18 protein-coding genes are annotated in these 18,183 nt (G+C 68.4%); 8 read left to right on the top strand and 10 right to left on the bottom strand.

What is annotated here, in order from left to right:
• Positions 1–35: 35 nt before the first annotated feature.
• Both WFL22_RS02570 and WFL22_RS02565 read right to left on the bottom strand, forming a co-directional pair.
• Entirely contained in the window at positions 36–1,742 is a 1,707-nt protein-coding gene (locus WFL22_RS02570; RefSeq protein ID WP_336991339.1) for an adenosylhomocysteinase, read from the bottom strand.
• The gene (locus WFL22_RS02565) at positions 1,742–2,377 is read right to left on the bottom strand and encodes a hypothetical protein (RefSeq protein WP_336651284.1); all 636 of its coding nucleotides are present in this window, start codon (positions 2,375–2,377) and stop codon (positions 1,742–1,744) included. The genes WFL22_RS02570 and WFL22_RS02565 overlap by 1 nt, the downstream gene beginning before the upstream one ends.
• 145 nt (positions 2,378–2,522) lie before the next feature.
• On the opposite strand from WFL22_RS02565, the gene WFL22_RS02560 reads away from it, so the two are divergent.
• The gene (locus tag WFL22_RS02560) at positions 2,523–2,873 is read left to right on the top strand and encodes a GNAT family N-acetyltransferase (RefSeq protein ID WP_336991337.1); all 351 of its coding nucleotides are present in this window, start codon (positions 2,523–2,525) and stop codon (positions 2,871–2,873) included.
• Between the two features lie 4 nt (positions 2,874–2,877).
• On the opposite strand, the gene WFL22_RS02555 is transcribed toward WFL22_RS02560, so the two are convergent.
• A complete protein-coding gene (locus tag WFL22_RS02555) occupies positions 2,878–3,519 on the bottom strand; it encodes an asparagine synthase (protein ID WP_336991336.1) in 642 nt (213 codons plus the stop codon).
• A gap of 324 nt (positions 3,520–3,843) precedes the next feature.
• Between WFL22_RS02555 and WFL22_RS02550 the strand changes: the two genes are divergently transcribed.
• Entirely contained in the window at positions 3,844–4,164 is a 321-nt protein-coding gene (locus WFL22_RS02550; protein ID WP_336651287.1) for a DMT family transporter, read from the top strand.
• Between the two features lie 2 nt (positions 4,165–4,166).
• A complete protein-coding gene (locus tag WFL22_RS02545) occupies positions 4,167–4,565 on the top strand; it encodes a DMT family transporter (protein ID WP_336651288.1) in 399 nt (132 codons plus the stop codon).
• Between the two features lie 6 nt (positions 4,566–4,571).
• Here the strand turns inward: WFL22_RS02545 and WFL22_RS02540 are convergent, their stop codons facing one another.
• Positions 4,572–5,252, bottom strand: coding sequence for a metal-dependent transcriptional regulator (locus WFL22_RS02540; RefSeq protein ID WP_336651289.1), 681 nt, complete (start codon positions 5,250–5,252; stop codon positions 4,572–4,574).
• Positions 5,253–5,406: 154 nt separating this feature from the next.
• On the opposite strand from WFL22_RS02540, the gene WFL22_RS02535 reads away from it, so the two are divergent.
• Positions 5,407–6,444, top strand: a complete 1,038-nt coding sequence (locus WFL22_RS02535; protein WP_336651290.1) for a polyprenyl synthetase family protein — start codon at positions 5,407–5,409, stop codon at positions 6,442–6,444.
• An 11-nt stretch (positions 6,445–6,455) separates the two neighbouring features.
• Positions 6,456–7,469 carry a LacI family DNA-binding transcriptional regulator gene (locus WFL22_RS02530; protein ID WP_336991334.1) on the top strand — a complete coding sequence of 338 codons (1,014 nt, stop codon included), beginning with the start codon at positions 6,456–6,458 and terminating at the stop codon, positions 7,467–7,469.
• 126 nt (positions 7,470–7,595) lie between these two features.
• Here WFL22_RS02530 and WFL22_RS02525 read toward each other — a convergent pair whose 3' ends face one another.
• Positions 7,596–9,107 (bottom strand): APC family permease, encoded by a 1,512-nt coding sequence (locus WFL22_RS02525; protein WP_336991333.1) that lies wholly within the window; start codon positions 9,105–9,107, stop codon positions 7,596–7,598.
• A gap of 235 nt (positions 9,108–9,342) precedes the next feature.
• Here WFL22_RS02525 and WFL22_RS02520 point away from each other — a divergent pair, with 235 nt between their 5' ends.
• Positions 9,343–10,119 carry a nitrilase-related carbon-nitrogen hydrolase gene (locus tag WFL22_RS02520; protein ID WP_336991332.1) on the top strand — a complete coding sequence of 259 codons (777 nt, stop codon included), beginning with the start codon at positions 9,343–9,345 and terminating at the stop codon, positions 10,117–10,119.
• 97 nt (positions 10,120–10,216) lie between these two features.
• On the opposite strand, the gene speB is transcribed toward WFL22_RS02520, so the two are convergent.
• The 3 genes from speB to WFL22_RS02505 form a co-directional block, all read right to left on the bottom strand.
• Entirely contained in the window at positions 10,217–11,206 is a 990-nt protein-coding gene (gene speB, locus WFL22_RS02515) for an agmatinase (protein WP_336651294.1), read from the bottom strand.
• A gap of 183 nt (positions 11,207–11,389) precedes the next feature.
• Positions 11,390–12,991: an aminotransferase-like domain-containing protein gene (locus WFL22_RS02510; protein ID WP_336651295.1), complete on the bottom strand. Its 1,602-nt coding sequence runs from the start codon at positions 12,989–12,991 to the stop codon at positions 11,390–11,392.
• A gap of 184 nt (positions 12,992–13,175) precedes the next feature.
• The gene (locus WFL22_RS02505) at positions 13,176–14,051 is read right to left on the bottom strand and encodes a DNA-methyltransferase (RefSeq protein WP_336651296.1); all 876 of its coding nucleotides are present in this window, start codon (positions 14,049–14,051) and stop codon (positions 13,176–13,178) included.
• A 50-nt stretch (positions 14,052–14,101) separates the two neighbouring features.
• Here WFL22_RS02505 and WFL22_RS02500 point away from each other — a divergent pair, with 50 nt between their 5' ends.
• On the top strand, positions 14,102–14,458 hold the full coding sequence (locus tag WFL22_RS02500; protein WP_336651297.1) for a VOC family protein: 357 nt from the start codon (positions 14,102–14,104) through the stop codon (positions 14,456–14,458).
• Positions 14,459–14,527: 69 nt separating this feature from the next.
• Here the strand turns inward: WFL22_RS02500 and WFL22_RS02495 are convergent, their stop codons facing one another.
• Together WFL22_RS02495 and WFL22_RS02490 are read right to left on the bottom strand one after the other, a co-directional pair.
• Entirely contained in the window at positions 14,528–15,607 is a 1,080-nt protein-coding gene (locus tag WFL22_RS02495; RefSeq protein WP_336991329.1) for an enoyl-CoA hydratase/isomerase family protein, read from the bottom strand.
• A gap of 140 nt (positions 15,608–15,747) precedes the next feature.
• Positions 15,748–17,106 (bottom strand): MFS transporter, encoded by a 1,359-nt coding sequence (locus WFL22_RS02490; protein WP_336991327.1) that lies wholly within the window; start codon positions 17,104–17,106, stop codon positions 15,748–15,750.
• 180 nt (positions 17,107–17,286) lie between these two features.
• Here WFL22_RS02490 and WFL22_RS02485 point away from each other — a divergent pair, with 180 nt between their 5' ends.
• Positions 17,287–18,123, top strand: a complete 837-nt coding sequence (locus WFL22_RS02485; protein WP_336651300.1) for a DUF3097 domain-containing protein — start codon at positions 17,287–17,289, stop codon at positions 18,121–18,123.
• Positions 18,124–18,183: the final 60 nt, after the last annotated feature.

Raw genomic sequence — 18,183 nt, 5'->3', positions numbered from 1 at the left:
GGGCGTGCGACGACATGCTCGGCGCAGCCACCGCCTCAGCGGGTGGCGCGGTAGCGGTGCACAGACCACGGCTGAGCTGCGCCGCCGGGACGGCTGCGGGAGGGTGCCGGATCGGCGGATCCGCCGCGCACCGCGAGCGCCGCCCGCGCAACCCTGGCCTCGTCTTCCGCAGTCAGCGTGTGCACGCCGGGAGCGAGGTCGCCGCGCATGAGCCGAGTGAGCGCAGCGAGCTGGGTGGCGAAAGAGAGATCCATCACCTCGATGGGGTTGCCTTCGGCTGCCGTGTAATTGACGCCGCCGCCGTCGGCGAGCACCAGCGGGCCGTGCTCTTCGCCCGGGGCGACCCACTGTGCCACGCCATCGACCTGGGGCTGCACCCGCCACCCCGCAGCCCGCAGCTCGTCGAGCGCGAGTTCGTCGTCGATGCCGCCCGCAACGGCAACCGCGGTGCCCGGCCGCAACAGCGCGAAGCCACGTGCATCGAGGGTGTGCCAGACTCCGGTGGCGCTCACCACCACATCGGCAAGGGGCAGTGCTTCTTCAGCGCAGCGAGCCTCGAAGCCGTCGTGCATGGCGGCCAAAGCACGCACAGGATCTCGCTCGACCACGGTGACTGCAGCGCCAAGCGCAGCGGCGAAGCGTGCGGTGCCGACGCCGACGGGCCCATACCCGATCACCACCCACCGGCTACCTGCGACGCCGGAATACCCGCTGCTGCCGGAATACCTGCGGGTGCCGGAGGGCGCAGCGCCCACGCCGGGCGGCGCCCAGCCGGCACGGTCGAGCAGCTCGGCGATCGCGAACACGCACGACTGCCCGGTGCCGACGAGGTTGTCGAAGTCGGTTTTGGTGCGGGCGTCGTTGACCGTGATCACGGGGATGCGCAGCACGCCCTCAGCCGCCATCTCGCGCAGCGGGCGCACGCCGCTGGTGGTCTCTTCGGCGGCACCTCGCAGGCTGTCGAGCGCGGCGGGGCGCTCGGTGTGTGCGAGGCGGATCAGGTGGGATCCGTCATCGACAAGATATTCGGGGCCCCAGTCGAGTATCGCCGCGGCATGATCGGCATCGAGGGCGGCGGATCCCTGCTCGTCGGCGGCCTCGGCGCTTGTGGGGGCGAACACCTCGACCCTGCCATCTGCGGCGAGCGCGGCGGCAACCTCGGGGTCGGTTTCTGAGACGGCGCTGAAGAGCGCCACATCGCAGCCTGCGTCGGCGAGCGCGAGGGTTAGCGCAGCGGTCTTCGGTTCGAGCACGAGGCTGACGCCGATGCGTGGCCGGGAGCCAGCACCAGCCTGGGCGACCTCGGCGAACTCGGCGGCGAGACGCGCTGTGGCGCGCATGCCGTCTGCCGCCCACGCGATCCGCGCCGCTGCATCTCCGCCGCGGGCCGAGGAAACCCCACCGTCGAGCGCCACGATCACCGGGGCGAGCCCTGGTCCGGCCCGGTTAGCTTCGCCCGATCTGCTTCCCGCGGCGGCACCGGAAACCGCAGCAGCGCGACCCGCATCGCTCAACTGATCAACGAACACGAACTCCGCCTGGCTGCCTGCCGCCGCCTCAAGGCGCACCCCCATACGGGCGAGCGCAGCGATCAGCATGTCGCGCTCGCCCCCGTCTGTGAGCTCGACCCGGGCCACCCCACCCGCCAGCAGGCGATTTCCTGAGCGGGCTGCAGCACAGATCGCGCGTTCCACTCGCAACGCCGCAGCGGCCCGCGATCCTGATTCGTCGAGTTCGATCATCAACCCTGCGCCTTCCGCTCGGTATCGTCTGCGCCTAACCCTGTGTCTGCACCCACGTCTGCATCACCAGCACCTTCGCGCTCCGACTGCTGAGCCTGCCACTGCGCGCACGCCGCTTCGGGGTCGGCCGGCAGCCCCAGCGCGGCCCTCGCCGCCGCAGCAGCCTCCCCTGATTCGGCGGCACCCTGCCAGACGTAGCCCACAGCGGCCACGGCGTCGAGCTTTGCGACGCTCACGGCCTGCTTCCGATCCGCCTGCAGCGTTTTGCGCACCTCCGCCACCGGAGCCTCTGCGGCCGCAGGCCAGCTCTGCTGCTCAGTGTCGAGCTGCTGGCCGGCTTCGGCGCTCACCTCGGCAACACGCCCCATCGCCGCGGCGAAGCGCGTCGTATCGATCTTCGCGTCACCACCGCGTGCCACCGCGATGCGCAGCTTGTCGAGCTCAACGTCGGCCTCATCCCATGCGGCATTCACCGGGCAGACGGCGTCAAGATACACGCCCCCGGCTTTCGTAGCCGACAGCACCTCAGGCGCGGGTGCGGGCTCAGGCGACGCGCAACCCACGAGCCCGCCCACGATCAGCAGGCAGGCCAGCACCCCGATCGGGGCGCGATGGAAACGAGGCAGCTGAGGCACTCTTTGAGAATAGTCGGCACCACCGACATTCCTGACGCAGCACCACTAGACCCCCACATCAGCACGCGCACGCCGCACCGCACTCAGCTCTGCAAACGCTGTCAAGCTCTACGCATTCGCGGCTCCCGCGCGTACATTAAAGAGCATGGCGAGATACTTGGACGAGCAGCAGGCCGCGGCCGACGGGTTCAGCATCGTGCACGAGCCCGAAGAGCAGCGCTATGCGATCTACCAGAGCGAGAGCGCAAGCACCGGGCAGCACGAGCGCGCTGGCCGAGGCCGGCTCGTGGGAGAAGCGCACTACTCCCTCATCGGCGAGCGCACGATCGACTTCGACCACACCGTCGTGCTGCCCGAGCTGCGCGGCACCGGGCTCGCCGGCCTGCTCGCGCACCATGCACTCACGGGCGACGCGATCGGCACACGCCAGCTGCACGCCTCATGCTGGTTCATCGACGGCTACCTCACCCGGCACCCGGAGTTGCGCGAGCGCTGAGCACTTACTCTTCGGTTTTGCGCTTGCGGCGCAGTCGGCTGGGCTTGGCCTGCTGCTGCACGAGCGCGGTGAGGTCTTTCTCGATGAGCTGCTGAATGCGGCTCTCGCGAGCCTCGCGGTACTCCTCGTTGTCGCCGCCACTGTAATAGGGGTGTGTGGCGCGCTCTTTGAGCGAATCGCCGATCTCATTCCACGCCATGGAACGGGCACGCTCTGCGGTTTCTGCGAGGTAGGTGTCGTCTGCGGCGCGCTTCTGCAGCTCTTCTGCGACCCGCTCGTACACTTCCTGGCGGTGACGCAGGGTGCGGTTGTCGTCGTTGCCGTAGTCGGACTCGCTCCATGAGCTGCGGCCGGTATCGCGGATCTCGTCGCGCATGCGCGCGATGTGCCTCGCGTCGCGCTCTCGCTCGCTCGCAAGATCTGCAGTGGCCTGGCGCACCATTTCACGGATCTGGGTCTGGTCGTAGTCGGCGTGGCGCTTGAGGGCGTTCATGATGATCTCGTTTTTGACCGTCATGCGCACGGCAACGTCGGCCACGAGCAGCCCCTGCTCGACGATCTCTTCGACGGGCGCGAGTACGCGTCGGGGCAGCCGTCGCGGCGGCCGCGCATTGCTGCGCTTGCGTTTCTTCGACCAGCCGAACACCGCGCTCCTTCCGGGGCCCACCCGGGCCTCCCCTATTATCTCGTAAAACGCGCCCGCGTCACTCCTCTGCCTGCTGTCTTTCGCATACGGCCTTCGCGCCACCATTCCAGAAATCGGGGTCGTTGTTGGCCGTGTCGCGGCCTCCGACACGGCCAACAACGACCCCACTTTCTGAGGGCAGGCCGGACAGGCGAACTTTAGCTGTGCAGATCCCGAGCACCGTGGCGGCCGGCGCGTGCGACACTGGATGCGGCCCCTTTTCCGGGGGCGCGGACGAGGGAGCTGTACCCGCAACGTAGACGACGGCCAGAAAGAAGCCGAGTCATGTCACTCGCGTGGATATTGCTCATCATGAGCGGAATGCTCGAAGCCGTATGGGCGACGGCCCTCGATGCGTCGAAGGGTTTCAAACGACTTCGGCCAACACTGCTGTTTCTGGTCTCCTATCTCGGCAGCATGGCGGGGCTGGCCTGGGCCATGCGCGAAATTCCCGTGGGCACCGCTTATGCGGTGTGGGTGGGGATCGGTGCCGTGTTGACGGCGGCCTGGGCGCTGATCACACGAAAGGATCGAGCGACGGTGCTGCGGGTTGCACTGCTGATCGGCTTGATTGCCTGTGTAGTCGGCCTGAAGGCGGTGAGCTGATCATGGCTCGTCGACCGCTGCGCGGGTCTCCCGAAGTCAAGACCGCGTCGATCCGTCACTGGCTGGTGCTACTTGCGAGCGCGGTGCTCGAAGCAGTGTGGGCGATCGCACTGAAGCAGTCACACGGGTTTACGGTGCCAGCGCCGACCGTGGTCTTCTTCATCACCAATCCCATCAGCCTGTTTGGCCTGGGCTACGCCATGCGGGGTCTGCCCGTGAGTGTGGCCTACGCGATCTGGACGGGTCTCGGCGCTGCGCTGACCGTTGGCGCCTCCTTCGTGCTCGGCACCGATACGCCCACCGCCCTGAAACTCGTTTTCCTCGTCGGCATCGTGGGCTGTGTGATCGGCCTGAAGTTCGCGAAAGATCCGGAACCCGCGGAATCGCCCGATCCCGCCTAGGGGCCGCTATCGCGAGGTCACCGTCACCCACACCGATGCGGCGGCGGCGGGGCCGAGGCTCACAGGAGCTTCTGCCTCGCCGACGCGCACCGTCACGGTTTCTGAGTAGGGCTCGCCCGGCAGCACTTCGAGTTCAGCGTCTACGACAAGGCCGCGGCTGGCGAAGTACTGCAACATCTCGTTATCTGCATCGGAGATGCGCTCGACACGGGCACGGCACGGGGCAGGAACGGCGGCCAGGATGATGGCGTCGGGCCGATGCACGCGCCCGTCGGCACTCGGGATCGGGTCGCCGTGCGGATCGCGGCTCGGGTATCCGAGCATACGGTCGACCCGGTCGATGAGTTCGTCGGAGACGGCATGTTCAAGCCGATCGGCTTCTTCGTGCACCTCATCCCATTCGTAGCCGAGCGCTTGCACGAGGAAGGTCTCGAGCAGCCTGTGGCGGCGGATCATTGACACTGCGTGCTCGCGCCCGAGCTCGGTCAGGGTGACGGTGCCGTAGCGCACATGGCCGATGAGTTCTTGGTCGGAGAGTTTGCGGAGCGCGTCTGAGACTGTCGACAGCCGCACCCCCGCGGCTTCGGCGATCGCCGAGTTCGAGACGGGTGCGTCGGACCACTCCTGCAGACCCCAGATCACCTTGAGGTAATTCTGCATACTTGGCGATAGATCGTCGACGCTCACGCCCTCAGGATAGCTTGCGGGCGCGGGCGCTCGCGGTGCGGAGGCTGTCGTCTGACGGTTCGGCCGGGGCGCACCCGCTGCCGAATCGATTTGGCAGCGGAGCTCGGGCGACCTACCCTAGAACCACACGGCGCAGCCGAACCAAAGGAGCCGCATGACAGCCTCGCACGCACCCGTTCCGACCCCGGCAGCGGAGCGCGCGCAGCAGGCCGAACCCGAGGGCCTCTCCCAGGTGATCACCCGCCTGCGCGAGCTGCTCGACACCCACCTCGCCGCGCTCCCCGCCGGCACGGTGCCGCCCGCCCAGGCGGCCGCTCTGGCGGGAGGCAAGTATGTGCGCGCACGGGCGCTGATCGCGGTGGCGCACGCCTACGGCGAGCCCGATCCGCAGGTCATCACCGAGGCAGCCGCAGCCGTCGAGCTGCTGCACACAGCCTCACTCGTGCACGATGACATCATCGATGCCTCGACGATGCGGCGCGGGGCCGCCGCACTGCACACGGTGTCGGGCGAGGCCACCGCGATTCTCGTGGGCGATCTGCTGATCGGGGTCGCCCAGGAGCTGGTCGCCCCGCTCGGATCCCAGACAAGCAAGCCGCTCGCACGGGCGCTGCGGGCGCTGAGCACCGGGCAACTGGTCGAATCGGCCCTCGACTGGGGCCCCGATGCTCCTGCGGCGTTGGAGCGCTACGCAACACTGAAAACCGGTGCACTGTTCGGGGCCGCCTTCGAACTCGGCGGAGCCGCCTGCCGACCGGGTACGGCCGCGGCCCCGGATCCCGCCAGGCTCGCCCTCGCCGGCGAACGCCTCGGACTCGCCTTCCAGCTCGCAGACGATCTGCTCGACGTGCACGGCGACGTGGCAGAACTGGGCAAGGACCACGGAGCGGATCTGCGCAACGGCATCCCCACGATCCCCCTCTGGCTGGCATTCCATCGCCTGACAGTGACAGGAAGCAGAGCGAACTCCGGTGACCCCGACCCCGCCACCGTTCCCGCTGACACGCTTGCAGTCGCCGCGGGCGCACCCGAGGTGACAGCCGCCGCGGAGGCACGCATCGCCGAGCTCTGCGCCGAAGGCCGAGCGCTGCTGCCTCCCGCGATCCGCCCCCACCTGCTCGATCTCGCCGCAAGCATCGTCGTGCCGGGTGCCGCGTTCAAGCCTGTGACCCCCGGACAGCACCACCAGTGAAACGAGGCACCGTGAAACCGCGAAGAATCACCATCAAGGATGTGGCCGCCGAGGCCGGGGTTTCGGTCGCGACCGCCTCTGAGGCGCTGAACGGCAAGGGGCGCGTCGCACCGGCCACCCGCCAGAACGTGATCGACACGGCGGCGCGCCTCGGGTACACCGTCAACCGCATCGCGAAGAACCTCAACGCCGGCCGCACCGGCTCACTCGTGCTCACGGTGTCGCCCATGGCCGCACAATCGACGAAGCCTGGGCAGCCCGAGTGGGACGTCGAATACTACTTCCGCGTGCTGAGCGGCGCGAGCGCGCAGGCCTTTCAACGCGGCTTCCTGCTCTCGATGCTGCCCTCGCACGAGTCGTCGCGCACCTTCTTCTCAGCGGCCGACGGCCTCATCGTGGTCGACCCGAGCCAGAACGATCCGCTGCTCGCAGCAGCCGCCGGTGCGGGCATCGCCTGCGTCACCGTCGGCCGCAACTCAGATGATCTGAGCTGGGTCGACAACGATTTCTCCTCGGGCACCACCACAGCGCTCGCGCACCTCGCGGCGAACCGTGACGCAAAACCCGCACTGTTTCTCAGCGAGACCAGCTCGTCGTATGTGCGAGATGAGCTTTCCGCCTACCTCGACTGGTGTTCGGCGGCCGGCATCGAGCCCATCATCATCCGCTCCCCCGGGCCTCGCGTCGATGAGGCCGAGCCGGTGATTCAGGCCGCACTCGCCTCCCCCGATCGCCGCTTCGACGCCGTGCTCACCACGCTCGACACGCTCGCCCACGCAACCGAGCGCAGCGCGCACACCCTCGGCCTCGACGTGCCCGGCGAACTGCAGGTGCTCAGTCTCACCGACAGCCGCTACCTCGACTACGGCCTGCAGCGGCCGATCACCGCCCTCGATCTGCACCCGGTGCGCCTGGGCGAGATCGCCGTCGATCTGCTGATCGATTCGCTCGACGGCACCGCCGAGCGACGGCGCGAACTGGTGCCGACGTCGCTGAACGTGCGCGAATCCACACTCGCCGGCTGAGCGCCCGCACCGGAAGGGGCGCCGGCTCATGGAGCCCTGCGGCGGCGGGCTGATCCGCTGCTGTGCAATACGGCGGATCGCGCACAGCGATGCCGCGCAGCCCTGAGGCGCGCGGCATCGCCAGGTTCAGGCGCGTTTGCTGCCAGCGGGCGCTTCGCGCAGCCCTGCAGGCACGTCGTCGTCTTCGTCGTCATCGGACTCGTCGCGCTCGACGATCACGATGGTCGACCCGGTAGTCGCCGCGTGCACTCGCTTGCGGTGCACCCACGCTTCAACAACGATGCCGAGCACTCCGACGGCAGCGACACCGATGATCGTCGACCAGTCAGTCGCCCAGCCGGCCCCGCTCTCCCGAGGCCACGCAACATTCGCGATCTGGAACACCAGCCACACGAGTGCGAGCAGGCTGACAATTCGCCCAGCGCGGCCCAGGAAGAGCTGCGGATCGTCGCTCCAGCGACCGGTGAAGCGCGCGATCGCCATGCCGAGCACCGGGAACAGGAACGAGATGAAGAACCCAACGGAGGAGAAGGAGATGAGCGCCATCTGAATCCCCTCGCTCTGGAACGGGATGAACAGCAGCACCGCGATCACCGCCGTCACGATCACTGCGCGGCGGGGCAGCCCCGTCTCACCCGACAGCTTGGTGAGGAACCGTGCGAACGGCAGCTCGCCGTTGCGGCCCGTGGCCCACACAATGCGCGACACCGTGATCTGGATCGTCATGAGGCTCGCTGCGAACGCGATCACGAACAGGGCGAGAATGCCACGGAACACCGGCTCCGGGAAGGTAGCAGCCATAATCGCGACGGCCGGATCGGCGGCATTCTCAGGGTCTTGCAGGAAGGCGTCGCTCGGCACGGCCAGCGTGAAAGCGAGGGTGCTCAGGAGCACAATGATCATGATGGCGAAGAATGACACCACCATCGCGCGCGGCACGGCCTTCTTGGGGCGGCGCACCTCCTCGGCGATGGAACTCGCGCTCTCGAAACCGATGGCGAAGTAGCTCGAGAACGCGATCGCCATAACGAGCGGGGCGGAGAAGAAGACGCCGCTGTAGTCACCGAGCGAGGCGGGCGACAGGTAGTCGAGGCCCTGGTGGCGCTCGAACAGCAGCAGCCAGATCGCCACGCCGATGGAGCCCACGGCCTCTGCGACGATGACGCCGACCATCAGGATCTTGATGAAAACCCGACCTGCGAGATTCACGATGGTGCTGAAGGCGAGCAGGCCCACTGCGAGCCAGGTGACCAGGCCGTGATCGGCGGCCGGCATGTCGAAGATCGGCGGGATCAGCACGGCGCCCGCGTAGGCCACAGCGGGGAGGGTGATGAGCAGTGTCCAGATGTAGGTCCACGATGCGAACCAGCCGTAGCGGTGCCCCAGCAGGCGCCTGGACCACTGGTAGATGCCGCCGGAGTCGGCCCACTTCGACGCGAGCACGCCCAGGGTGAGCACGACGATGAACTGACCGAGGTAGAGGATCATGCCACCCCAGATGAAGGCCGGGCCCGAGGTGGTGAGGCCGAGCCCGAGCACGCTGTACAGCGCCACGATCGGTGAGACGAACGCGAATGCGACTGAGAGCGCTGAAAACATGGTGAATTCTCTCTTCATCACCGTCGGCGCCGTGGTCATAGAAACTCCCTTGGTTCAAGATACGGCGACGGAGTGCGACAATCATCGGCGCCTCCGCCGGGAGTGCCGGAGCGTGCCGCCTGGGCGCGATCCTGCATCATCCGCCGCCCACGCTACCGCAGCCGAAACGTTTTAACAAGATGCCTCTTGGTCTTTATTTTCGCGACATGTGATTATCGAAACGATTTAGCAACCGTGGACGCAGACCGCACCGGCATGCGAGAATATGAGCATCATGAGCACCTCAACCCTTCGCATCACCGTCATCCAGGACGCACCGCTCCCCCGCGACATCGCGCGCAACCTCGATCGCGTGCGCGAGGCGCTCGCCACGAGCGATGCCAACCTCATCGTCTTCCCGGAGCTGTTCCTCACCGGCTACCAGACCGAACACCTCCACGAACTCGCCCTCACCATCGACGACCCGCGCATCACCGCGCTCGCCTCGGCGTGCCGCGACGCCGAAACCGCACTCCTCATCGGCTTCATCGAAGCCGCAGAAGGCGGCCACTTCGACGCCTACCTCGCCATCGACGCCGACGGCCACGTGCTCCCCGCGATCCGCAAAACCCACCTCTTCGGCAACGAACGTGACGTTTTCCTCGCCGGGGACACCATCGCCCCCATCACCCTCTGCAACGCACGCATCGGCGTCATCAACTGCTTTGAGATCGAGTTTCCAGAGGTGGGCCGCAGCCTCGCGCTGCGCGGGGCCGACCTCCTCATCGCCGGATCCGCGAACATGCACCCCTACGAACTCGACCACCGCACCGCGGTCACCGCCCGCGCCTTCGAAAACCGGGTTCCGGTCGCCTACGCCAACCGCATCGGCAACGAATCTGGCCATCACTTCTGCGGCTCGAGCCGCATCGTCGCCCCCGACGGCACCACCATCGCCGAACTCGACACCGAAACCAGCGGCGAGCTCACCGCCACGCTCGCACTCGGAGCCGGCGGCGACGGCGCCACCGCGATGCTCGCGCAGCGGCGACCCGAACTCTACGCAGCGTAGGGCGGCAGAGCGAGGCGCATGGCGCGATCCGCCCGATGCTCCAACCCGCAGGGGCGAGCCAGGGATTCACCCCAGCCCGCCCCTGCAGTCTCGCGACTCAGCCGACGTATACCGGCGTGTTCGGCGAACCGGCGTGGAACGCGAGCGCTTCCAGCGCGATGCGCCCGGCGATCAACTGGGTGCGGGTGGAGTGGTCGAGCGACGGCGCGGGCTCGGCAATATCGAGCCCGATAAGGCCCGCGGGCGCGATGCCGCGCACGATCTCGAAGGCCTCGCGAATCGTCATACCGCCCGGCGTGGGCGCGCAGGTGCCCGGGGCAAAGGCCGCGTCGAGGGCATCGACGTCGAAGGTGAGGTAAAAGCCCTCCTCGCCGACCCGCTCAAGAATCTGCTCAACAGCCCACAGGGTGCCGTTCTGCCAGATGTCTTCGAGCCAAATCACGCGGATGCCATTGTCGCGGCAATACTTCAGCTCGGTTTTGGGGTTCATCCAGCCACTGATGCCCACCAGCACGATCTTTGCGGGATCGTAGCCGTTGTCAACGGCGCGGGTAATGGTGCAGCAGTGGTTCAGCTCTTCGCCGCCGACGTGCGGCGCGGCGTCGAGGTGGGTATCGAACTGCACCCAGCCGGGGCTCGTGCCGGGCTTCTTCGCAGCCTTGCCCACGGGGATGCTCACGGAGTGGTCACCGCCGAAGACTACGGGAATCGCACCGGCCGCAACGATCTCTGCGATGTCGGCCTCGACTCGCTCGAAGGTCTTGGGGGTGTTGCCCAGGGCCACCTGGCAGTCGCCGCCGTCGACGAGCGGCAGGTGCGCGAACAGGTCAAAGTCGAACGTCGCCTGGAAGTTCGTGTACTGCACCGAGGTCTCGCGAATCGCGCGCGGGCCGTAGTTGGCGCCGCTGCGGCTGATGGTGGTGGCGTCGAAGGGGAAGCCGTAGATGACGGCCTTCGCACCGGAGGCGATGATCGCGTCGCGCTGCAGTTCGACGCTGGGCACGCCCATGAAGGTGCCTCCGAGGCCGCCGTGCAGGAGGCCGTTCCACATGGTCTCGTCGAACGAGCCTGTCGACTCTTCAGTCATGGTTCCTCATTTCACTGGTGGCGCGGGCTAAGCCCACATTGATCTATGTTGAAACGTTTTGGAGCTTCTTTGCTTCACAAGCATCGATATGCCGTAACGTTTCGGCAAGCGTATCAGCAGCGTGAGCCGCGGTCCAGTGCAGCGCGCACTTCAATCGCCCGCATGCACCACGAGCGCCGCCATTCAGATCGAGCGCAGGATCCGCCCCAATTGCCCCAGCGCAGCCTCGAACTCGGCATCATCGGGGCCGCCCATGCCGAGCACCACACCGGCCGCACGATCGGGCCGATGATGCTGCCAGTAGGCGCCCAGCGCCGCAATGCCGAGCCCCGCCGCAAACTCAGCCGAGCCGCGAGACGCCAGCTCAACCGCGCGCGCTTCTCGCAGCGCAGCCCCCTCCCCCGAGAACTCCAGCACCGCATGCAGGCCGCCGCTCATCGGCCGCACCCGCACACGCGGCACCCCCGCAAAGCACTCCGAAATCAGATCGCGCCGCGCCGCATGCCGCCGCCGCACCCGCGCAATGTTGCGGCGCAACTCGCCCGTCGAGAGGTAATCGGCGAGCGCCAACTGCACCACAGCAGACACCGGCGAACCGAGATCCTGACGCACCGGTTCGAGCAGCGCACGCAGATTGCGCGGGGCCAGCAGGAAGCCGGCGCCCACCGCGGGCGTCACCGTGCTTGAGAACGTGCCGAGCGTCACCACCGAGCCGGTCTGCGGGTCGTCGAGCGCGGCGAGCGCCGGCAGAGGCCCGCCGGCGTGCCGCAACTCCGAGTCGTAGTCATCCTCAACGACCACGATGCCGGTGCGCCTCGCCCAGTCGAGCAATTCACGCCTGCGCGGCAGCGGTAGCGAACCGCCTACGGGGTACTGATGACTGGGGGTGACGATCACCAGATCGAGCAGCCCCTCGGGCAGTCGATCGGTGCGCAACCCTTCGGCGTCGACGGGCAGCGAAACAATGCGGGCCCCGTGACGTGCCGCAACGCTGCGCAGCGACGGAAACCCTGGATCTTCAACACCCACCACCAGGCCGTGCCCACGCGTCGTGCCGAGCGCGGTGAGCAGCAGGCCGAGCCCCTCGCGCGCGCCGGCGGTGACAATCACATCATGCGCTGGGCGAGCCGTGCCGCGCACCAGGCGCAGGTGCTCTGCGACTTCGAGCCGCAGCGCGGGCTCACCCAGGGCCGGTGACCGGCGATCCGCTCGCGCCACCGCCGCGCGCCACGCCGCACGCCAGGCGGGCCGCTCGGTCGCATCGGTGAGTGGTGTGCCCGGCGCGAGCGGCGGCCGCGGGGCAGGCACGGCACCTTCAAGGTCCTGGTTCGGGTGCGGATCGGCGCTGCGCGCGGATGGGGCCCCCGTGTCGACACGCTCACGCGATCCGCCACTGCTGTCGATTGCGGATCCGGCATCAAACGCCCCCGCACGGGATGGGCCACTGTCGGCGAGCCCCACCGCCTCGCCATCTCCGGCGCGTGCTGCGGCCCGGATGGTCGCCGCGGTGCCGAGGTCGGGGTTCACGAGGGTGCCGCGGCCGTGCTCGGCGTGCAGATACCCCTCCGCGATGAGCTGCTCATAGGCTGCAACGACGACCCCTCTCGCGACGCCAAGCCGCCCGGCGAGCGCCCGCGTGGCAGGCACCCGCTCACCCGGCCGCAGCCGGCCGGCGTCGATCGATTCGCGCAGGGCCGCGGCAAGCTGGGCCGGCAACGGCACAGCGGCGGCACGGTCGAGCTGCATCACGAGTTCGGCGGGGCCGCGAAGTGCAGGATCGGTCACCGCTCCAGTCTGGCACCCCAGCATGAGGTGGTCCACTCAGCCGCCACTGGCTGCCACAGTTTCATGGGCCACCTGCGCTCCGCCGATCCGCTGCCCTCATCGAGGTCACCCGTGTGGCCCTGAACAGATCGCCGAAACGACCACACGCGTAACCTCAATGCACCGGCATCGCCGCCCGCGCACCTCAGACGAAGACCGGCGCGGCACCGGCGAGCCGGCCGCGCATCACCTCAATCGCCTCAGGATTGTCGTCGATCAGCATGAAGCGCCGACCCAGCTCCGCCGCCGCCGCACCCGTCGTGCCACTGCCTGCAAACGGATCAAGCACCCAATCCCCCGGCCGCGACGACGCCTGCACCATACGGCGCACCACGCCCAGCGGCTTCTGCGTCGGATAACCCGTGCGCTCACGGCCCGTTGGCGACACAATCGTGTGCCACCACACATCCGTCGGCAGCTTGCCCCGCTCGACCTTCTCGGGCGTCACCAGCCCGGGCGCCATGTACGGCTCGCGATCCACAGCCTCGGCATTGAAGTAAAAGTGATCGGGATGCTTCGCGTAGACAAGAATGTTGTCGTGTTTCGCAGGCCAACGACGCTTCGTGCGCGCCCCGAAATCGTAGGCCCAAATGATCTCATTGATGAAGCACTCCGGGCCGAACAGGGCGTCGAGCAGCACCTTCGCATAGTGCACCTCGCGATAGTCAAGGTGCAGGTAGAGGGTGCCGTCGGGGGCGAGCACCCGCCACGCCTCCTCCAGACGAGGCTCGAGAAAATCCCAGTAGTCGCCGAAGCGATCGTCATAGGCGAGCGTGCGCTCCCGCGTCACCCGATAGCCCTGCCCACGAAACCCCAGCCGCTCCCCGCGCGCAAGCTCAGCCCCGGCCTCGCGATCGGCCTCCAAGCGCGTGCCCCGCACCCGCTCAGCCTGACGCGTGCGGCCGGTATTGAACGGCGGATCGAGGTACACCACCGAGAACGCGCTGCCGGGAAGCCCCCGCAGTATCGGCAGATTATCGCCCGCGGCCACCAGGTCGGGGCCGTCAGCGGTCCAGTGCATCCCCCCAGGGTATCGTGGAGCGCACACCTCACCGAGCGAGCGGAGCCATCATGATCAGACTGGGCATGATCACTGTCGACACGGAAGATCCACGCCCCCTCGCCGCCTGGTGGGCCGAGCGCCTGGGCGGCGAAATCGTGCATGATGCCGAGGGCTGGTTCTGCATCGTGCGCGCACCCGAGGTGCCCGTCGCGCTGGGATTCCAGCGGGTTGAGAAGGTCGCCGCGGGCAAGAACCGCATGCACCTCGACCTCGACCGCAGCGCCGACGTCGACCGCGAGCAGATGGTCGCCGAGTGGGTCGGTGCCGGCGCAGTGCACCTCGGCCGGCGCGGAGAGCAGGGCTTTTCGTGGGACACCTTCGCAGACCCCGCAGGTAACGAGTTCTGCATCGGCGACCCGCACTGAGCCGGGTCCGGCGCTGAGCCTGCGCCCCCAACCACTGCGCCGCCAGCCGCCGCGCGGGCAGCCGCGAGGCTAGGGGGTGAGAATCGCCGCGAGCTCCACGGGGTCGAGATCTTCAATGCGCGCGGGCGACCAGCGCGGGTTGCGATCTTTGTCGATCACCTGGGCGCGCACGCCCTCCCTGAAATCGGGGCGCGGCGCCACACGCCCCAGCACCCGCAGGTCATCGGCGAGCACCTCGGCGAGGCCCAGCCCGAGCGTGCGCGTGCGGTCGATCTGCGCGAGCGTCACCGCGACCGAGACCGGGCACATCGCGCGCACCGTCGCGGCGGCGTCAGCAGCTTCGGCTGCACCCGCTCCCCCACCGCCCGCCGCAGTTTCGAGTGCACGCACCAGCCGGAGCGCCGCCCCTGCGGGATCCTCGGACGCGGCCGGGTACGAGCCGCCGAGCGCGGCCTCCACGATCGCCCCCCACCACGGCTGGGCTGCGAGCAGGGGCGCACTCGGGGCCGGGTCGGCGAAGCGCGCGCACGCGGCTCCCGGATCCGCGCCCCCAGCAAGGGCCTCCCGCAGCGCGCCGATCCGCTGCGACGGCACAAAATAATCTGCGAAGCCCAACGCAATCGCATCACCCGGGCCCATCTCGGCGGCGGTCGCTGCAAGCATCTCCCCCAGACGACCGGGCGCACGCGCCAACAGCAGATGCCCGCCAACATCGGGCACGATTCCAATGCGCGCCTCGGGCATCGCGAGGCGGCTGCGCTCGGTCACCACGCGGTGCTGCACATGCCCCGCCACGCCGATGCCACCGCCCATCGTGATGCCATCCATGATGCTCACCACCGGCACGGGCGACTCAGCGAGGGCGAGATCGAGCCGGTACTCGGTTGCGAGGATGCGCATCGTGTCACCACCCGAGATCTCCTTGATATCGCCGCCGCCGCAGAAACCCCGCTCACCAGCGCCGTCGAGGAGAATCACGGCGGAACCGTCGCGCTGCGCCGTCGCGAGCGCCGCGCCGAGCAGCTCGAACATCTCGAGCGTGAGGGCGTTGATTGCGCGCGGGCGGTTGAGCGTGATGCGCGTCATAGCGCCGTGGCGGCGGGCGATCACGAGGGGTTCGGGGGCAACCTGGGGTGCGTCGGTGCTCATGTCTGCACGGTATCAGGTGGCCTGCGAGCGTGCGGGGATCCCTCCCGCCCAGGATCGGCGTCGAGAGGCGGATTTCTCGGCTGAGCGAGCACAGCTACCCGCGAAATCCGCCTTTCGGTGGGGCGGATCCGCCCCCGGCTCTACGGGGTGGGGTGGAGCGCGTCGTACCGCTGGAAGCCGCGGGCGGTGCGCAGCAGCACCAGCATGATCGCGCAGATGAGCAGCCCGCCGACGAGCGGCGGCGCCCACAGTGCGAACAGCGTCGCAAGACCGCCTGCCACAAGGTCGCCCACGCGCGGCCCGCCGGCAACCACCACGTAGAAGAGCCCCTGCATGCGCCCACGCACATCGTCAGGCGCCGCGGCCTGCAGCATCGTGGTGCGGAACACCGCGCTCACATTGTCGGCGGCACCCGCCCCAGCCAGCGCGAGACCCGCCAGCACGATCGCCCCCACATCTGCGGGGATGAACGCATCATCGTCGGCCGCCACCATCGCGATCAGACCCTCGTCGACTCCCAGCGCAGTGAGCAGCAGCACCGCCCCGAAGAGGGCCGTGCACACGCCGAACGCAGCCACGGCGAGCGTCACCGCACGCCCCTGCCGACGCACCGCCCCCAACGGCCCCGAGACGAGGCCACTCAGCAGCGCACCCGCCGCGAAAGAAGCCGTGAGAATCCCCACGGTCACCGGCCCGCCGCCCAGCACAATGGCACCGGCAGCGGGAAACACCACCCGAGGCTGCCCCAGAATCATCGCGATCAGATCCCAGACGAAGGTGGCGCGCACATTCGGCGCACGCCGCAGAAACCGCATGCTGTCGACCACGGAGCCGATCCCGATACCGCGCCGCTCACCGTCAGGAGCGATCCGCGGCAAGCTCATGATCCCGAGAAATGCGCCAGTAAACAGCACCACATCGAGCAGGTAGGTCCATGCGAAGCCCACGCTCGCCACCAGCACCCCGGCCACCGCCGGCCCGACAGTCACCGCGAGCCCCATCGTGATTCCACTCAGCGCCGCTGCCGCCGGCAGCAACTGGGTGGGCAGCAGGCGAGGCAGAATCGCACCCTGCGCCGCACCCTTGATCGTCGCCGACGCGGCGTTCACTGCGGCGAGCGCATAGTACGGCCAGGTCGTCTCAACCCCGAGAAAAGCGATCACCGCGAGGGTGCCCGTGCTGCACCACGCCACGATCGCAGTGACGAGCGCAACCGCGCGTCGGTCGAACGCATCGGCGAGCGCACCGCCCACAAAACCCGCGAGGATCATCGGGCCGAGCGCCCACAACGCCACGAACGACACCGCCAGTGTGGAATGGGTGATGTCGTAGATGTGCAGGCTCACCGCAACAATGGTCACCTGCGCGCCGATCTGCGCGATCGAGGTGCCCGTCCAAAGCTTCGCGAACGCAGGGCTCGCCCGCAGCGGGGTGACGTCGACGAGGAGGCCGCGCAGACCGCGGCGCCGGGGAGTTGATTCGTCGGGGTCGTCGCGCACCGGCCCAGCCTATCCGGAGCACAGGCCGGCGCCTGGGCGCCTGCAATATGGAATCTGCCGTCAATCTGGCATTTCGGGGGCGGATCCGCCATATGCACGGCAGAATCCATCTCTCCCACAGATCCAAGATCACGTTGAGGCGACCGCGCCCAACACCGCCACGCGCTAGGCTCGGGTTCCGTGTTCGACCCCCGCTACGATGACGACCCGCTCGCCAAGATGAAGCCCCGCCGCGGCCCCGTGCAGCGCCGCGAAGTGCCCCTCGCCCGCGGCCTCGTCGTCGAGCACAGCGAGACCGAGTGGTGCGGTGCCGTTGTCGGTGCCCGCGAAGGGCTCGTGCAGCTCGAGGATTTCCGCGGCAAGGTGCGCGCCTTCCCGCTGAGCGACGGCTTTCTCATCGATGGCGAACCCGTGCGGCTCGTGCCGCCGAAGCGCCAGCCATCCGCACGCCAGCGCACCGCCTCCGGCTCGTTCGCAGCCCCGCAGCAGCGCGCGCGAGTCGCCATGCCGAGCCGCATCTTCGTAGAAGGCAAGCACGACGCCGAACTCGTCGAGCAGGTGTGGGGTGACGATCTGCGGGTCGAGGGCGTGGTTGTGGAGCTACTGCAGGGTGCCGACAACCTTGAGCAGGTGCTGGCCGAGTTCGGCCCGGCTGCGGATCGGCGGGCCGGGGTGCTGCTCGACCATCTCGTGCGCGGCAGCAAAGAAACGCGGATCGCGGAGGCGATCGCGCGGGGGCCGCACGGGGCGCATGTGCTCATCGTCGGCCACCCCTTCGTCGACATCTGGCAGGCGGTGAAACCTGCGCGGGTGGGGCTTGAGGCGTGGCCCGAGATCCCCCGCTCGATCGAGTGGAAGACGGGGATCTGCCGTGCCCTCGGCTGGCCCTCGGACGAGCCCGCCGACATCGCCGACGCCTGGGCGCGCATCAGAGGCCGAGTGCGCAACTTTCGCGACCTCGAACCCGAGCTCGTGGGCCGGGTCGAGCACCTGATCGACTTCGTCACCGTGGGCTGAAACGGCGCAGGCACACAGAATTCGCTGCCGACACACCGCCCAGGCGGAGTATTCTGGAAG

The sequence above is a fragment of the Leucobacter sp. VD1 genome (genome assembly GCF_037150695.1).
Classification (GTDB): Bacteria; Actinomycetota; Actinomycetes; order Actinomycetales; family Microbacteriaceae; genus Leucobacter.
The sequence above is the reverse complement of the archived record's forward strand: the minus strand, read 5'-3'. Positions and strand labels throughout refer to the sequence as shown.